Annotated in this window: 14 protein-coding genes; 2 read left to right on the plus strand and 12 right to left on the minus strand. The window is 70.4% G+C overall.

Features of this window, described 5'->3' with window-relative positions; genetic code table 11:
• Positions 1-225: 225 nt before the first annotated feature.
• The 4 genes from ACFWR9_RS03580 to ACFWR9_RS03595 all read right to left on the minus strand — a co-directional run bounded on the left by ACFWR9_RS03580 (position 226) and on the right by ACFWR9_RS03595 (position 4501).
• A complete protein-coding gene (locus tag ACFWR9_RS03580) occupies positions 226-1581 on the minus strand; it encodes a replication-associated recombination protein A (protein ID WP_383834871.1) in 1356 nt (451 codons plus the stop codon).
• 72 nt (positions 1582-1653) lie between these two features.
• A complete protein-coding gene (locus ACFWR9_RS03585; protein WP_383834873.1) occupies positions 1654-2316 on the minus strand; it encodes a vitamin K epoxide reductase family protein in 663 nt (220 codons plus the stop codon).
• Positions 2317-2517: 201 nt separating this feature from the next.
• Positions 2518-3780, minus strand: coding sequence for a histidine--tRNA ligase (hisS, locus tag ACFWR9_RS03590; protein ID WP_383834876.1), 1263 nt, complete (start codon positions 3778-3780; stop codon positions 2518-2520).
• Between the two features lie 13 nt (positions 3781-3793).
• Positions 3794-4501 (minus strand): MBL fold metallo-hydrolase, encoded by a 708-nt coding sequence (locus ACFWR9_RS03595; protein ID WP_383834879.1) that lies wholly within the window; start codon positions 4499-4501, stop codon positions 3794-3796.
• A gap of 183 nt (positions 4502-4684) precedes the next feature.
• On the opposite strand from ACFWR9_RS03595, the gene ACFWR9_RS03600 reads away from it, so the two are divergent.
• Positions 4685-5536, plus strand: coding sequence for a peptidylprolyl isomerase (locus ACFWR9_RS03600; protein ID WP_383834882.1), 852 nt, complete (start codon positions 4685-4687; stop codon positions 5534-5536).
• Positions 5537-5671: 135 nt separating this feature from the next.
• A complete protein-coding gene (locus tag ACFWR9_RS03605; RefSeq protein WP_383834885.1) occupies positions 5672-6901 on the plus strand; it encodes a DUF349 domain-containing protein in 1230 nt (409 codons plus the stop codon).
• Positions 6902-6989: 88 nt separating this feature from the next.
• Here ACFWR9_RS03605 and relA read toward each other — a convergent pair whose 3' ends face one another.
• The 8 genes from relA to ruvC all read right to left on the minus strand — a co-directional run bounded on the left by relA (position 6990) and on the right by ruvC (position 16312).
• Positions 6990-9533: a GTP pyrophosphokinase gene (gene relA, locus ACFWR9_RS03610; RefSeq protein ID WP_383834888.1), complete on the minus strand. Its 2544-nt coding sequence runs from the start codon at positions 9531-9533 to the stop codon at positions 6990-6992.
• A 172-nt stretch (positions 9534-9705) separates the two neighbouring features.
• On the minus strand, positions 9706-10254 hold the full coding sequence (locus tag ACFWR9_RS03615) for an adenine phosphoribosyltransferase (protein ID WP_383834891.1): 549 nt from the start codon (positions 10252-10254) through the stop codon (positions 9706-9708).
• Positions 10251-11372: a protein translocase subunit SecF gene (gene secF / locus ACFWR9_RS03620; RefSeq protein ID WP_383834894.1), complete on the minus strand. Its 1122-nt coding sequence runs from the start codon at positions 11370-11372 to the stop codon at positions 10251-10253. Before secF ends, ACFWR9_RS03615 begins: the two co-directional genes overlap by 4 nt.
• A gap of 1 nt (position 11373) precedes the next feature.
• Complete coding sequence (gene secD, locus ACFWR9_RS03625) at positions 11374-13182, minus strand: protein translocase subunit SecD (RefSeq protein WP_383834897.1); 1809 nt, start codon at positions 13180-13182, stop codon at positions 11374-11376.
• Positions 13183-13325: 143 nt separating this feature from the next.
• Positions 13326-13832 carry a preprotein translocase subunit YajC gene (gene yajC, locus ACFWR9_RS03630; RefSeq protein WP_383834900.1) on the minus strand — a complete coding sequence of 169 codons (507 nt, stop codon included), beginning with the start codon at positions 13830-13832 and terminating at the stop codon, positions 13326-13328.
• Between the two features lie 174 nt (positions 13833-14006).
• On the minus strand, positions 14007-15104 hold the full coding sequence (gene ruvB, locus ACFWR9_RS03635) for a Holliday junction branch migration DNA helicase RuvB (protein WP_383834903.1): 1098 nt from the start codon (positions 15102-15104) through the stop codon (positions 14007-14009).
• A 30-nt stretch (positions 15105-15134) separates the two neighbouring features.
• Positions 15135-15740 carry a Holliday junction branch migration protein RuvA gene (gene ruvA / locus ACFWR9_RS03640; RefSeq protein WP_383834906.1) on the minus strand — a complete coding sequence of 202 codons (606 nt, stop codon included), beginning with the start codon at positions 15738-15740 and terminating at the stop codon, positions 15135-15137.
• Positions 15737-16312, minus strand: coding sequence for a crossover junction endodeoxyribonuclease RuvC (gene ruvC / locus ACFWR9_RS03645; RefSeq protein ID WP_383834909.1), 576 nt, complete (start codon positions 16310-16312; stop codon positions 15737-15739). Before ruvC ends, ruvA begins: the two co-directional genes overlap by 4 nt.
• Positions 16313-16476 lie beyond the last annotated feature (164 nt).

A 16476-nucleotide genomic window follows, 5' to 3' on the forward strand; every position in this document is an offset into this window, starting at 1 on the left:
CCGTCCGGTCCCTCTCGGGACCTGCCGGGCAGCCGCTCCCTGGTCTGGGCACATACGTGCAGCACGCGAGTGGCCCACCGGCCGCTCCCGGGACTCCGGGTGGTGGTGGGCTGCCCGCGACACCTATCGACGGTGCGCGACGCTCCTGGAACCCCGAAGGGTTCCGGCTGGTTGTCCCGTTCTGACTGCACGGGACTCAGCGCTTCGGGTCATTCTACAGGCTGCTCAGGACCGCTTGCGACCGAGGTGCCCGCGGGTCCACTCCACGGCGTCGGCGTACCTGGCCTCGGCGCCGTGCCGGGTCGGTGTGTAGTACGTCCGGTCCTTCAGTTCGTCCGGGGCGTACTGCTGGGCGGCGATGCCCTCCGGCAGGTCGTGCGGGTACACGTACCCCTGCCCGTGGCCGAGCTTGCCCGCGCCCTTGTAGTGGCTGTCCCGCAGGTGCGCGGGGACCGGTCCGGCGTGCCCCTTGCGTACGTCGTCCAGGGCGGCGCCGATGGCGGTGGTCGCGGCGTTGGACTTGGGCGCGAGGGCGAGGGCGATGGTGGCGTGGCTCAGAGTGAGGGCGGCCTCGGGGAAGCCGATCATGGCGACCGCCTGGGCGGCGGCGACGGCGACCGGCAGCGCATTGGGGTCGGCCAGGCCGATGTCCTCGCTGGCGGAGATCATCAGGCGCCGGGCGATGAAGCGAGGGTCCTCGCCGGCCTCGATCATCCGGGCCAGGTAGTGCAGCGCGGCGTCCACGTCGGAGCCTCGGATGGACTTGATCAGGGCGCTGGCGACGTCGTAGTGCTGGTCGCCGTCGCGGTCGTACTTCACCGCGGCCCGGTCGACCGTCTCCTCCAGCGTGGTCAGCGAGACCTCGGCCTCGCCCTTGTCGAGCGCGGCCCCCGCGGCGGCCTCCAGGGCGGTGAGGGCGCGTCGGGCGTCGCCGCCGGCGATGCGCAGGAGGTGCTCCTCGGTGTCCTCGGGAAGCCCCACCGCCTCCTTGAGGCCGCGCTCGTCGGTCAGGGCGCGGCGGATCAGGTCCCGGACGTCGTCGTCGGTGAGGGGTTCGAGGGTGAGCAGCAGGGAGCGGGAGAGCAGCGGGGAGATCACCGAGAAGTACGGGTTCTCGGTGGTGGCGGCGATAAGGGTGACCCAGCGGTTCTCGACGGCCGGGAGCAGGGAGTCCTGCTGGGCCTTGCTGAAGCGGTGGATCTCGTCGAGGAAGAGGACGGTCTCCTTGCCGTACCCGCCGACCGCTCGGCGGGCGCCGTCGATGACCGCGCGGACCTCCTTGACGCCCGCGGTGATCGCGGACAGCTCCACGAAGCGCTTGTTGGTGGCCTTGGAGACGACGTACGCCAGGGTGGTCTTGCCGGTGCCCGGCGGGCCCCAGAGGATGACGGAGGAGGGACCGGCGGGACCGGAGCCGCCCTCGCCGACCAGGCGGCGCAGGGGGGATCCGGGCTTGAGCAGGTGCTGCTGACCGACGACCTCGTCGAGGGTGCGCGGACGCATCCGCACGGCGAGGGGGCTGCCGGTCGGGTCCTTCTCCTGGCGTTCTTCTGCTGCGGCGGTGAACAGGTCGGGCTCCACGCCTGAAACCCTAAGTCACCGCACTGACAACGCGCCGGGCCCGGTCGACCGGGGGCCCGCCGACCCGGCCGGTCAGCTGGTCCAGAAGTCCCACCAGCGCGTGAGGATCATCATGCCGATGATGCCGATGTGCAGCACCGGAAGGACCCAGGTGAACTCGCCGAAGAAGCCGCGCAGCCGGCTCGGCGCGGGCAGGAAGCCCTTGCGGACGTTGAAGGACGTCACGTACCAGAACATCAGGATCGTGGCGACCCAGGCGAGGCAGCACCACAGGCACAGCGCGTTGATCCGGTACAGGGACTGGAACTGCAGCCAGGTGCAGAAGCCCACACCGAAGAGGGTGCCTGCGTTGAAGGTGAGCCAGTACCAGCGCGGGAAGCGGGCCCGGGCGAGCAGGCTCATGCCGACGCCGATGACGACGCCGTAGGCGACCAGGCCCAGCATCGGGTTGGGGAAGCCGAAGACGGAGGCCTGGTCGCTCTCCATGACGTTGCCGCAGGAGACGACGGGGTTGAGGCTGCAGCCGGGGGTGAAGGTGGTGCCGGCGATCTTGGCTTCGAGCAGCTTCTGCTTGTCGATCGTGATGATCCACGCGGCGAGCAGTCCGGCCGCGCCCGTGATCACCAGCAGCAGCGCGAAGGCGCGACTGCCGCCCTCGGTGCGCGGCGATCCGGCGGGGGCTTCCGGCGCGGGCTCCGCCACGGTGGAGACCTCCTTCACTGTCGTCTTGCTCATCACGCCGATTCCGTCACTGGTGAGTCGGACCTGCTTCGGGCAGGGCCATTGTGCCGCACCACCCTGTATGGCCACCGTTCGATGAACATATGAACGGTGCGGCGATCACTCCGAAGAGGCCCGTTCCGGCCAACACCCGTTCCCCGGGGGCACGCGCGGACGAACACGCGCGCCCCTGGAGGGACCGGACGTACCGGCGCTCTAGCCGAGCCTGGACTCCAGCTCGGCCACGATCTCGTTGACGCCGATCGCGGTCTGCTCGCCGGACTCCATGTCCTTGAGCTGGACGACGCCCTCGGCCAGGTCGCGCTCGCCCAGGACCAGGGCGTAGCGGGCGCCCGAGCGGTTGGCCGCCTTCATCGCGGCCTTGAGGCCCTTGCCGCCGTAGGAGAAGTCGGCGGCGACGCCGTTCTTGCGCAACTCGGTGACCTTGGCGAAGAGGATCCGGCGGGCCTCCTCGCCGAGCGGCACCGCGTAGACGGAGGTGGCGGACGGAATGTCCAGTTCGATGCCCTCCGCCTCCAGGGCGAGGACGGTGCGGTCGACGCCGAGGGCCCAGCCCACGGAGGGCAGGGACGGGCCGCCGATCATCTCGGAGAGTCCGTCGTACCGTCCGCCGCCGCCCACCGCGGACTGCGAGCCGAGGCCGTCGTGGACGAACTCGAACGTGGTCCGCGTGTAGTAGTCCAGGCCGCGCACCAGCTTCGGGTCGTCCCCGAAGACCACGCCCGCCGCCGTGATCAGGTCGCGCACCTCCTCGTGGTACGCCTTGCAGGCGTCGCACAGGTAGTCGCGCAACAGCGGGGCGTCGGTGAGCTGCTTCTGCACGTCCGGGCGCTTGTCGTCCAGGACGCGCAGCGGGTTGATCTCGGCCCGGCGCAGGGTGTCCTCGTCCAGGTCGAGGCCGCGCAGGAAGTCCTGGAGCGCGGCCCGGTAGACGGGGCGGCACTCCTGGTCGCCCAGGCTGTTGAGCAGGATGCGGAAGTTCCGCAGGCCCAGCGCGCGGTACGACTGGTCGGCCAGGATGATCAGCTCGGCGTCAAGCGCCGGGTCCTCGGCACCGATCGCCTCGGCGCCGACCTGGGAGAAGTGGCGGTAACGGCCCTTCTGGGGGCGCTCGTAGCGGTACTGCGAGCCCGAGTACCAGACCTTGACCGGGAGGTTGCCCGCCTTGTGCAGGTTGGCCTCCAGGACCGCGCGCAGCACGGGGGCGGTCGTCTCCGGGCGCAGGGCGAGCCGGTCGCCGCCCTTGGTCTCGAAGACGTACATCTCCTTGGTCACGATGTCGGTCGACTCGCCGACACCGCGCGCGAACAGCTCGACGCTCTCGAAGCCGGGCGTCTCGATGTAGCCGTAGCCGGAGTCGCGCAGCGGGGCGGCGATCGCCTCACGGACCGCCAGGTACTTGGCGGAGTCGGGGGGCAACAGGTCGTACGTGCCCTTGGGGGCCTTGAAGGTGCTCACGGGTGGTTACTCGTCACATTCCTCGTCGGGGCGCGTCGAAGGCGCCCTGGCCGGCCGCCACCTGCCGCAGATACGGGTTGGTGGCGCGCTCCTGGCCGATGGTCGTGTAGTCGTTGTGACCGGGCAGCACCACGGTGGAGTCGTCGAGCGGCAGGACCACGCGGGCCAGGGACTCGAGCATGTCGTCCATGGAGCCACCGGGGAAGTCGGTGCGTCCGATGGAGCCGGCGAACAGCAGGTCTCCCGAGAACATGACGGGCGGGATGTCCGCCGACTCGGGCAGGCCGAAGGTCACCGACCCCTTCGTATGGCCCGGCGCGTGCGCGACCGTCAGCTCCAGGCCCGCCAGTTCCAGCTTCGCTCCGTCGGTCAGCTCCTTGACGTCGTCCGGCTCCCCGACGGTCAGCTCGCCCATGAGCGGCATGCCGATGGTGCGGCCGATACCCTTCTCGGGGTCGCTCATCATGTACCGGTCCTCGGGGTGGATCCAGGCGGGCACATCGTGCGCGCCGCACACCGGGACGACCGAGGCGACGTGGTCGATGTGGCCGTGGGTGAGGACGACGGCGACGGGCTTGAGCCGATGCTTCCTGATCGCTTCCTCGACTCCGGGGGCCGCCTGATGGCCCGGGTCGATGATCACGCACTCCTCACCGGCGGCGGGGGCGACGAGATAACAGTTCGTCCCCCAGGCCCCGGCGGGGAACCCGGCAATGAGCACGATCGTCCTTCGTTTGTGTCGGTACGGGTGGGCTTGCGAACGGGTCGCGCCCATGGTCAGAGCCTACCGGCGGTGCCGTTTCCTCAGCGAACCCATATACGGTACGGGGCTACACGCCCATGGTCGGCTCATCGCACCCACGCGTACCGGTCGGCACACGAAGACGCATGAGGAGAGAAACCGGTGGTCAGCCAGGAGCAGCGGCGGCGTCAGCTCGCCCGGGAGAAGTTCTTGCGGCAGCAGCAGCGACGTACCTCCGCGCGACGCAAGGCGCGCACCCGCAACGCGGCGATCGCGTCGGTGCTCGGCGTGATTCTGATCGGCAGCGTCGCGCTGTACACGACCGGAGTGGTCCTCAAGGACGACGACGACAAGACGAACGCCAACGCGGAGGTCACGCCGAGCGCTTCGGCGAGCAGCAAGGCGCCCGACCCGTGCGACAAGCCCGCCGAGGGCAAGGTCAAGACGCAGACCTGGAAGAAGGAACCTGCGATGACCATCGACAAGTCGGCGAAGTACTCGATGAAGCTGGCGACGACCTGCGGCGACATAGACATCGCCCTGAAGGCGTCGGCGGCGCCGCACACCGTCAACTCGTTCAACTTCCTGGCGGGCAAGGGTTACTTCGACCACACCAAGTGCCACCGGCTCACCGACGCCGGGATCTACGTGCTGCAGTGCGGTGACCCGAAGGGCACCGGTTCGGGCGGGCCCGGCTACACCATTCCCGACGAGAACCTCAAGGACAAGAGCCTCAAGGGCAACGTGTACCCGGCGGGCACGGTCGCGATGGCCAACCAGTACAACCCGCAGACGAAGCAGGGGCGCGACACCGGAGGCAGCCAGTTCTTCCTGGTCTACCAGGACAGCCAGCTGCCGCCCGACTACACGCCGTTCGGCACCGTCTCCGAGGCCGGCATGAAGGTCCTCAAGAAGATCGCGGCCGCCGGGGCCCAGGCGCCCGACCCCGCGACAGGGAACACGGCACCCAACGCGACGGTCGTAATCGACAAGGCCACCGTCTCGAAATCCTGACCCTCATCAGCGAAAGTTCGGTCGCGCGGGATGCGGACAGGCCGCCCGCCGGTCGCCTATCTTGGCCGTGACGAAACTGTGGACGATGCCCGGGGGAAGCGAATCCCTCCGTCGGCATCATGTGGAGGAGGCGCTGTGAGCAGCGACCCGTGGGGCCGCGTCGACGAGACGGGCACCGTGTACGTGCGTACGGCCGACGGCGAGCAGGTCGTCGGATCCTGGCAGGCGGGCTCCCCCGAGGAAGCGCTGGCCTATTTCGAACGCAAGTACGAAGGTCTGGTTGTCGAGATCGGCCTCCTCGAAAAGCGGGTGAAGACCACCGACCTGTCGGCGAAGGACGCCCAGACCGCCGTCGACCACCTGCGCGAGCAGGTGGACGCGCACCACGCGGTCGGCGACCTGGACGCGCTGCGGGCCCGGCTGGACAAGCTGGTCGGCCTCGTGGAGACACGGCGCGAGGAGCGCAAGGCCCAGCGGGCGAAGCAGTCCGACGAGGCGCGGGGTGCCAAGGAGGCGCTGGTCGCCGAGGCGGAGGAGCTGGCGCGCTCCGACCAGTGGCGGGTGGCCGGCGAACGGCTGCGCTCCCTGGTGGACACCTGGAAGGGCCTGCCGCGCCTGGACCGCAAGTCCGACGACGAGCTGTGGCACCGCTTCTCGCACGCGCGCTCGGCGTTCTCCAAGCGCCGCAAGCAGCACTTCGCCCAGCTCGACGCGCAGCGCGAGGAGGCCCGGCAGACCAAGGAACGGCTGGTCTCCGAGGCCGAGGCGCTGTCGAACTCCACGGACTGGGGGCCGACGGCCGCGCGCTACCGCGACCTCATGTCCGAGTGGAAGGCCGCCGGCCGTGCGCAGCGCGAGCACGAGGACGACCTGTGGAACCGCTTCCGCGGCGCCCAGGACGTGTTCTTCGCCGCCCGCGGCTCGGTCTTCGCCGAGCGGGACGCGGAGCAGGCGGAGAACCTGAAGCTCAAGGAGGAGCTGGTCGAGGAGGCCGAGAAGCTCGTCCCGGTCAAGGACCTGAAGGCGGCCCGTGCCGCGTTCCGCTCGGTCAACGAGCGCTGGGAGGCCATCGGCCACGTTCCGCGCGACGCCCGTCCGAAGGTCGAGGGGCGGATGCACGCGGTCGAGCGGGCGCTCCAGGAGGCCGAGGAGACCGAGTGGCGCCGGACCAACCCGGAGGCACGCGCGCGTGCCGAGGGGCTGACCGGACAGCTTCAGGCCGCCGTCGACAAGCTGCGCTCCCAGGTCGACCAGGCGCGTGCCCAGGGCAACAACGCCAAGGCCGACAAGCTGGAGCGCGAGCTGGAGGGCCGGCAGGCGCTGCTGGACCAGGCGCTGAAGGGCCTGCACGAGTTCGGCGGCTGACACCCGCATACGAGAGGGGCTCCCGTACGGTGCGTACGGGAGCCCCTCTCGTATGGGTCGTGTGGGTCGTATGGGAATGTGCGGGCCGCTAGGACGGCCTGCGCGCCGATGTCACCCTGTACACGTCGTAGACGCCCTCCACGCCGCGTACGGCCTTCAGGACGTGCCCGAGGTGCTTCGGGTCGCCCATCTCGAAGGTGAAGCGGGAGATGGCGACGCGGTCGCGGGAGGTCTGGACGGCCGCGGAGAGGATGTTGACGTGCTGGTCGGACAGCACGCGTGTGACGTCCGACAGCAGCCGTGAGCGGTCCAGGGCCTCCACCTGGATGGCGACCAGGAAGACGGAGGACTGGGTGGGCGCCCACTCGACCTCGAGGATGCGCTCGGGCTCGCGGGACAGCGAGTCCACGTTCACACAGTCGCTGCGGTGAACCGATACGCCGCTGCCGCGGGTGACGAAGCCGATGATGGGGTCGCCGGGTACGGGCGTACAGCAGCGGGCCAGCTTGACCCACACGTCCTCGACGCCCTTGACGACGACGCCCGGGTCGGCGCTGGTCCGGCGTTTGCGGCCGCGACCGCGGGCCGGCGGAATCGACTCGTCGATCTCCTCGGTGGCGGCTTCCTCGCCACCGAGCGCCTGCACCAGCTTCTGCACGATGTTCTGCGCGGAGACATGGCCCTCGCCGATCGCCGCGTACAGCGCGGAGATGTCCGAGTACCGCATCTCGTGGGCGAGCGTGACCAGGGAGTCGCCGGTCAGGATGCGCTGGATCGGCAGGTTCTGCTTGCGCATGGCGCGGACGATGGCGTCCTTGCCGTGCTCGATCGCCTCGTCGCGGCGCTCCTTGGAGAACCAGGCGCGGATCTTGTTGCGGGCGCGCGGCGACTTGACGAAGCCCAGCCAGTCGCGGGACGGGCCCGCGCCGGCCGCCTTGGAGGTGAAGACCTCCACCAGGTCGCCGTTGTCCAGGGTGGACTCCAGCGGGACGAGCCGCCCGTTGACCCGTGCCCCTATGGTGCGGTGGCCGACCTCGGTGTGGACGGCGTAGGCGAAGTCCACGGGGGTGGCCCCGGCCGGGAGCGCTATGACGTCGCCCTTGGGCGTGAAGACGAAGACCTCGTTGCGGGAGAGGTCGAAGCGCAGGGACTCCAGGAACTCGCCCGGGTCCTCGGTCTCCTTCTGCCAGTCCAGGAGCTGGCGCAGCCACGCCATGTCGTTGAGGTGGTCGTCCTTGCTCTTGCCGGACGACTTGGGGGCGTCGGTGCGCACCTTGGAGGCCCCTGCCACGGCCTCCTGCTTGTACTTCCAGTGCGCGGCGATGCCGTACTCCGCGCGGCGGTGCATGTCGAAGGTGCGGATCTGCAGCTCGACCGGCTTGCCGCCGGGCCCGATGACCGTCGTGTGCAGCGACTGGTACATGTTGAACTTGGGCATCGCGATGTAGTCCTTGAACCGCCCCGGAACCGGGTTCCAGCGGGCGTGGACCGTGCCCAGCGCCGCGTAGCAGTCGCGGACGGTGTCCACCAGGACGCGGATGCCCACCAGGTCGTAGATCTCCGCGAAGTCACGGCCGCGGACGATCATCTTCTGGTAGACGCTGTAGTAGTGCTTGGGGCGCCCGGTGACGGTCGCCTTGATGCGGGCCGCGCGCAGGTCCTGCTGGACCTCGTCGGTGACGACCGCGAGGTACTCGTCGCGCTTGGGGGCGCGCTCGGCGACCAGGCGGACGATCTCGTCGTACATCTTGGGGTAGAGGATCGCGAAGGCGAGGTCCTCCAGCTCCCACTTGATGGTGTTCATGCCCAGCCGGTGGGCGAGCGGCGCGTAGATCTCCAGGGTCTCGCGCGCCTTCTTCTCCTGCTTCTCGCGCTTGAGGTAGCGCATGGTGCGCATGTTGTGCAGGCGGTCGGCGAGCTTGATGACCAGGACGCGCGGGTCCTTGGCCATGGCGACGACCATTTTGCGCACGGTCTCGGCCTGCGCGGCCTCGCCGAACTTGACCTTGTCCAGCTTGGTGACGCCGTCGACGAGCAGGGTGACCACGTCGCCGAAGTCGCGGCGCAGGTCCTCCAGGCCGTACTCGGTGTCCTCGACGGTGTCGTGCAGCAGACCGGCCATCAGCGTGGCCGGGTCCATGCCCAGCTCGGCGAGGATGGTGGTGACGGCGAGCGGGTGCGTGATGTACGGGTCGCCGCTCTTGCGCTTCTGTCCGCGGTGCCAGCGTTCAGCGACCTGGTAGGCGCGTTCGATCTGACGCAGGGTGGCCGTCTCGATCTTGGGGTCGTTGCCGCGCACTATCCGCAGCAGGGGCTCCAGGACCGGGTTGTACGGGTTGGCGCGCTGGACGCCGAGGCGGGCCAGACGGGCGCGGACGCGGTTGGACGAGCCGGAGCGGGCGGGCTGGCCCGCGGGGGCACGGACCACCGGCGCGTTCTGCGGGCGCTCGGGCGGCAGCGGCTTGGGGCGCGGCTGCTGCTCGGCGGGCTTGTCGACCGGCCCGGACGAGGCGTGCCTGATCGGCCCACGCGTGTCGTTCTTCGCCTGGGGCTCGCTGGGCGCGGGCTTCGCCGCGGACGCCGAGGCGGACTCGGGCTTTGCGGCGGTCAGTGGCTGGGCCTCGTCTGGCAAGAGGACTCCTCGTGCGCGATCCGGGTCCCCCGGTCAGGCTCCGGAGATCCCATGGTAGCGATCCTGCCCCCGGAGATCGCCTTCAGGCCAATGTGAGGGCCGTCAACTCGGGAAACGCCTGAGGCGGGCGCCGGATTCCTCCGGGCCCGCCCCAGGTGCGCGGTGTGCGCAGTCAGACCGTGAGCAGCGCCTTCAGCGGCGCCCCCGCCAGGGCCGGCTCCAGGCGGGCCCGGCCGCCGAGGAAGCCCAGCTCCATCAGGACGGCGAGGCCGGCGACCCGGGCGCCGGCCCGGCGGATCAGCTCCAGCGACGCCTCGGCGGTGCCGCCGGTGGCGAGGACGTCGTCGACGACCAGTACGCGGTCGCCCGCGTCCAGGTCCTCGGCGTGCACCTCGATCTCGGCGGAGCCGTACTCCAGGTCGTACGCCTGGCCGAGGGTGGCTCCGGGGAGCTTGCCCGCCTTGCGTACGGGGATGAAGCCGAGGCCCGCCCGCAGGGCCACCGGGGCGCCCAGGATGAAGCCGCGGGCCTCCAGGCCGACGACCTTGGTGGCGCCGGTCTCCGCGGCGACCTCGGCGAGCGCGTCGGTCAGGACGGTGAAGGCCGCGGGGTCGGCCAGGAGCGGGGTGATGTCCTTGAACACCACACCCGGCTCCGGGTAGTCGGCCACGTCACGGATACGGCTGAGCAGCAGCTCCGTGATGTCGGTCGTGCCGGTCATCGGCGCTTCCCCGACGGACGGCCACGGCCCCGGCCGCGGGACGCGGGCTGGTTGCGGGGGCCGACGACCGCGGCGGCCGCGTCGTCGGGGTCCTCGTCCGCATAGGACTCCTCGTCGTCCGCGGACTGCGCCGGCTCGCCCTTGGCCGCGGCCTGGGCGCGCTTGGCCAGGACGCGCTTCTTGAGGGCCTTCATCTGCGGCTCGGCCTCCTTGAGGTCGGCGACGAGCGGCGTGGCGATGAAGATCGACGAGTAGGCGCCCGCGGCGAGACCGACGAACAGCGACAGCGAGATGTCGTTGAGCATGCCGGCGCCGAGGACACCGCCGCCGATGAACAGCAGACCGCCCACCGGCAGCAGCGCGACCACCGTGGTGTTGATGGAGCGGACCAGGGTGCTGTTGATCGAGCGGTTGGCGATCTCGCCGTAGGTCCAGCGGGTCTGTTTGGTGATGTCTCTCGTCTGTTCCTTGAGGCTGTCGAAGACGACGACCGTGTCGTAGAGCGAATAGCCGAGAATGGTCAGCAGACCGATCACCGTGCCCGGTGTGACCTCGAAGCCGACGAGGGCGTAGATGCCGACCGTGATGGTGATGTCGTGGATCAGCGCGACGAACGCGGCGAGCGCCATGCGCCACTCGAAGGCGATCGCCAGATAGATCACCACCAGGAACATGAAGATCCCGAGACCCTGCCAGGCCTTGTCGGCGATCTGGTCACCCCAGCTGGGGCCGACCAGGTCGGCGTTGATCCGGTCCGCGGGGACGTCTAGGTCCTTGGAGAGCTGGCTCTTGATCTGGTCCGACGCTTCGGTGTCGGTGCCCGCGATCTGGATGCGGAGGCTGCCGTCGCCGAGCTTCTGGACGATCGCGTCGTGCCCGGAGGCGTCCTCCGCGTAGGTCTCCGCCTGGGAGACCGAGGCGCTCATGTTCTTCGGGGTCGTGAAGACCGCGCCGCCCTGGAACTCGATGCCCATGTGCAGGCCGCGCACCGTCAGGCCGACGATGGCCGTGATGGTGATGAGGATGGAGATGCCGTACCAGAGCTTGCGGTTCTTGACGAAGTCGTAGCCGACCTCGCCATGGTGCAGTCGGGCGCCGAGGTTGCCGAGCTTTCCCATCTCACGCCTCCTTCGGGTCGACGGGGCCGGCGGCGGGACGGGACGGACGGCGGGTGCGGCGCAGCGGCGGCTTGGCGCCCAGGCTCTTCGGGTCGAGGCCGGACCACTTGTGACCGCTCGCGAAGAACTTGCGGCGGGCCATCAGCGTCAGCAGCGGCTTGGTGAAGAGGAACACCACCACCACGTCGAGCAGGGTGGTCAGACCCAGCGTGAACGCGAAGCCCTGCACCTTGCCGACGGTGACGATGAAGAGCACCGCGGCGGCGAGGAACGACACGAAGTCGGAGACCAGGATGGTGCGCCGGGCGCGCGGCCAGGCCCGCTCGACGGCGGGACGCAGCGTGCGGCCCTCCCGGATCTCGTCGCGGACACGTTCGAAGTACACGATGAACGAGTCGGCTGTGATGCCGATGGCGACGATGGCACCGCAGACGGCCGGCAGGTTCAGCGCGAAGCCGATGGTCGGGCCGAGCAACGACATGATCACGTACGTCAGACCCGCGGAGACCAGCAGCGAGGCGACGGCGATGAAGGACAGGCCGCGGTAGTAGACCAGCAGGTAGAGGACGACCAGCGCGAGGCCGATGGCGCCCGCGATCAGACCCGCCTTGAGCTGCTCACCGCCGAGCGCGGCGGTGACGGTGGTGACGCTGTCCTCCTTGAAGGTCAGCGGCAGGGCGCCGTAGGACAGCATGTTGGCGAGGCCCTGGGCCTCCTCCTGGTCGAAGTTGCCGGAGATCTCCGCGCTGCCGCCGGTGAGCGCCTGGCTGACGTACGGGTCGGAGACGACGTCGTTGTCCAGGACGATGGCGAACTGGTTCTGCGGGGACTGGTTCTTCGACAGCTTGCCGGTGATGTCCGCGAACTTCTTGCCGCCCTCGTCCGTGAACTTCATCGTCACGGTCCAGCCGGCGCCGGTCTGCGTGTTGAGGACGGCTTCGGACTTGTCGACGTCGGTGCCGTCGACCGCCGCGGGGCCGAGGACGTACTTCTGCCACTGGCCCTGCGCGTTCTGACCGCAGGCCACCATCGAGTCGCCCGGCTTGGAGCCGTCGCCGGCCTTGGCGCGGGCGGCCGCGTCGGTGCAGTCCAGCGCCGCGTACTGCTGCTGGAGCTTGGTGTTCGCGTCATCGCCGGAGGCGCTCGGGGACGGGGAGGCGCCGTCGGAGGTCTTGGCGGACGGGCTGGGGTCGGCCTTCAGGGCGTCGGAGGCGGCGCGGCCCTGGTTGGTGGCGCTCGCCGAGGCGGAGTCGGACGGCGAGGAGCTCGCACCGTCCGTCCCGGTCGCCTTGTCACCCTTGTCGGTGGCCTTGTCCGTGGCCTTGTCCGTGGCCTTGTCGCTCGGCTTGTCCGAGGGGTTGCCGGTGGCGCTCGGCGACGGGCTGCCCGTGGCGTTCGCGCCGGACAGCTCGGTGGCGACGACCGGACGGAAGTACAGCTTGGCGGTGGTGCCGACCTGCTGCCGGGCTTCCTCGGAGTTCGTCCCCTTGGGGATGTTGACGATGATGTTCCGGTCGCCCTGGGTCTGGACCTCGGCCTCGGAGACACCCAGACCATTGACACGGCGGTTCATGATCTCGACCGCGGTGTCCATGTTGGTCTTGTTGATCGCGGACTCCTGGCCCGCTTCCGGGACCGCCCGGAGTGTGATGCTGGTGCCGCCGGCCAGGTCGATACCGAGACGCGGAGTCGTGTGTCCGGAGGCGAACATGCCTCCGGTGAGCGCCACGATGGCGATCAGAATCAGGGCCAGCGAGCGCCCGGGCTTACTCGGAGCGCTCGCATTCTTTCCCTTTTTAGGTGCTACCACCTTTGCGTACTCCCTCTCGGGCCGCTTCGCGCCGGGGAGGCGTCACCCGCGGCCATCACATGGTGTCCGGATCCGTGCGAGCCACGCGTCACACGGGGTGCGCGGGAACGTCCAGGACGTCCCCGCGCACCCCGGGGCACGGCTTACTTCGCCTCGGAACCGCCGTCGGACTTCTTCGCCTGCTCGTCGGCCTTCGCCTCGGCGGGCGCGGCGTCGACCGTCGGCTCGCCGGCCGGCTCGTCGTCCGCGTCCTTCTTGCCCAGGTCGACGGGCTTGTCGTCGGAGGCGGAGGCGGCGGAGGCGTCGGACTCGGTGAGGGAGGAGGCGTCGTCGGGGACGACGTCGGCGTCGGACTTGAGGTCGTGCTCGATGCCGTGAACGATGCGGTTGTACTCGTCGTCGGTCAGGACGGCACCGATGGAGTTCTTGGCGAAGAGCAGGTCGACGCCCGGACCGGCGTCGAGGAGGACCGTGTCCTCGTTGACCTCCTTGACCGTGGCGTACATGCCCCCGATGGTGCGGACACCGGATCCGGGCTGCATCTCGTTCCGCATGTTGGCGGCCTGCTGCTGCTTCTTCTTCGCCGACCGGGTCATCAGGAACATGGCCCCGATGAGCACGATGAACGGGAGGAGGGTCACGAGACTCACGGTCGGTACTTCCTTCACACGACCGCGATGGTGAGCGGCCTGATGGTTGGGGGTGTGTACGCCGCCGACAAGGGCGGCATCGGCGGAGTCTAAGCGAGTCCGCGCGCATGGAACAACGCTCAGCATGGCACTGGGGTTCCTGGTCGGGCGAATGTCCTCGTCGTGACGGGGATGTCACGTCCCGAACAAGTCCTGTTGTCCGTTTCCGGTGTTCTGCGCGCCGGGCGGGGTGAGCCCGAGGTGCGCCCAGGCCGCCGGCGTCGCGACCCGCCCCCGTGGGGTGCGGGCGAGCAGACCTTCCCTTACGAGAAAGGGTTCGGCGACCTCTTCCACTGTCTCACGCTCCTCCCCCACGGCGACGGCGAGCGTGGACAGGCCCACGGGACCGCCGCCGAAGAGCTTGAGCAGGGCCTCCAGGACACCGCGGTCGAGCCGGTCCAGGCCCCGGTCGTCGACCTCGTAGACCGCCAGGGCGGCCGCGGCGATGTCGCAGGTGATCAGGCCGTCCGCCTTGACCTGCGCGTAGTCGCGCACCCGGCGCAGCAGGCGGTTGGCGATGCGCGGGGTGCCGCGGGAGCGGCCGGCGATCTCGGCGGCGCCGGCGGTGTCGATCTCGACGTCGAGCAGGCCGGCCGAGCGGTGGATGACTCGTTCCAGTTCGGCCGGTCCGTAGAACTCCATGTGGGCGGTGAAGCCGAAGCGGTCGCGCAGCGGGGGCGGCAGCAGCCCCGCGCGGGTGGTGGCGCCGACCAGGGTGAACGGGGGCAGCTCCAGGGGGATGGCGGTGGCGCCGGGCCCCTTGCCGACGATCACGTCGACGCGGAAGTCCTCCATCGCCATGTAGAGCATCTCCTCGGCGGGCCGCGACATGCGGTGGATCTCGTCGAGGAAGAGGACCTCGCCCTCCTGGAGTGAGGAGAGGATCGCCGCGAGGTCGCCGGCGTGCTGGATGGCGGGGCCGGAGGTGATGCGGATGGGGGCGCCCATCTCGGCCGCGATGATCATCGAGAGGGTGGTCTTGCCGAGGCCGGGGGCGCCCGAGAGGAGCACGTGGTCCGCGGTGGCCCCGCGCGCGCGTGCGGCCCGCAGCACGAGGTCGAGCTGCTCGCGGACCTTCTCCTGGCCGATGAACTCGCCCAGGTCCTTGGGGCGCAGGGCGGCCTCCACCGCCTGGTCCTCGCCGTCGGCGACAGAGCCCACCAGCCGCTCCTCGGCGGAGCCGACGAGCCCTTCGGGGCTGTCGGACGGGTCGGTCGTGTCGTCCCAGTTCATGTGGTGTGCCTCGGGGGTCGGTGTGGCGGTTCAGCGGGCGCGGTTCAGGGTCTGCAGGGCCGCCTTCAGCAGTTGCCCCACCTGGGGTGTGCCCCCGGCGGCCGCCGCCTGGGGGGCCACGGCGGACACGGCCTCGTCGGCCTCGCGGGTCGCGTACCCGAGGCCGATCAGGGCGGCGTGCAGCTGGTCGCGCCAGCCGGTGCTGACGGGGGCGCCGACGGCGGGGGCACCGATGGGCTCGCCCAGGCGGTCCCCCAGCTCCAGGAGCAGCTTCTGCGCGCCCTTCTTGCCGATGCCGGGGACGGCGGTGAGCGCCTTCTCGTCGCCGGTGGAGACGGCTCTGCGCAGGGCGTCGGGGCGGTGCACGGCGAGCATCGCCTGGGCCAGGCGGGGGCCGACGCCGCTGGCCGTCTGGAGCAGCTCGAAGACCTGGCGCTCGTCGTCGTCGGCGAAGCCGTACAGCGTGAGCGAGTCCTCGCGGACGACGAGGGAGGTGGCGAGCCTGGCGGGCTTGCCGAGGCGGAGGGTGGAGAGGGTGTTCGGCGTGCACTGGACGGCCATGCCGACACCGCCGACCTCCACCACCGCGGCGTCGGGGGCGAGGGCGGCGACGGTGCCGCTGACGAAGGCGATCATGCCGTGGTGCCTTTCGACGGGTGAGGGGTGTGCGGGCTCCGGGGGCCGGCCGGGCCCCGGGAGGTGTGCAGAGCGACGGCCTGCTGGAGCCGGTTCTGCGCGGGGGCGCGCCAGATGTGGCAGATGGCGAGCGCGAGGGCGTCGGCGGCGTCGGCGGGCTTCGGGGGCGCGGCGAGCCGCAGCAGCCGGGTGACCATGGCGCCGACCTGCGCCTTGTCCGCCCGGCCGCTGCCCGTGACGGCGGCCTTGACCTCGCTGGGGGTGTGCAGGGCGACGGGGATGCCGCGGCGGGCGGCGCAGAGGATCGCGACGGCGCTGGCCTGGGCGGTGCCCATCACGGTGCGCACGTTGTGCTGGCTGAAGACGCGCTCCACGGCGACGCGGTCCGGCCGGTGCTCGTCCAGCCACTGCTCGATGCCCTGCTCGACGGCGACCAGCCGGTGGCCGAGGTCGTCGCCCGCGCGGGTGCGGACGACGCCGACACCGATCATGGTGAGCGGCCTGCCCGCGACGCCCTCCACGACCCCGACCCCGCAGCGGGTCAGCCCCGGGTCCACCCCCAGTACGCGCACGTGCACCCCTTTGCGGCTAAACCGCCGCCGCTCTCGCGGATCTGGCTGATCGCCGTCGGGGTCCTCAATTGATGGTTGCGGGCCGTGGGCGGTGATCTTTGACGTGCGCCAGGCTATCGGCTGGCACTGACAACAGCGGCGGGCCGGTGGGGGCGGGGGCCCAC

It is taken from the genome of Streptomyces sp. NPDC058534 (genome assembly GCF_042717365.1).
GTDB lineage: Bacteria > Actinomycetota > Actinomycetes > Streptomycetales > Streptomycetaceae > Streptomyces.

Excerpts from the sequence above, each read along its gene's own strand:
- ruvB (WP_383834903.1), bottom strand. The coding sequence starts at position 15,104 with ATGAACTGGGACGACACGACCGACCCGTCCGACAGCCCCGAAGGGCTC.
- ACFWR9_RS03585 (WP_383834873.1), bottom strand. The coding sequence starts at position 2,316 with ATGAGCAAGACGACAGTGAAGGAGGTCTCCACCGTGGCGGAGCCCGCG.
- secF (WP_383834894.1), bottom strand. The coding sequence starts at position 11,372 with ATGGGAAAGCTCGGCAACCTCGGCGCCCGACTGCACCATGGCGAGGTC.
- ruvA (WP_383834906.1), bottom strand. The coding sequence starts at position 15,740 with ATGATCGCCTTCGTCAGCGGCACCGTCGCCGCCCTCGCCCCCGACGCC.
- ACFWR9_RS03615 (WP_383834891.1), bottom strand. The coding sequence starts at position 10,254 with ATGACCGGCACGACCGACATCACGGAGCTGCTGCTCAGCCGTATCCGT.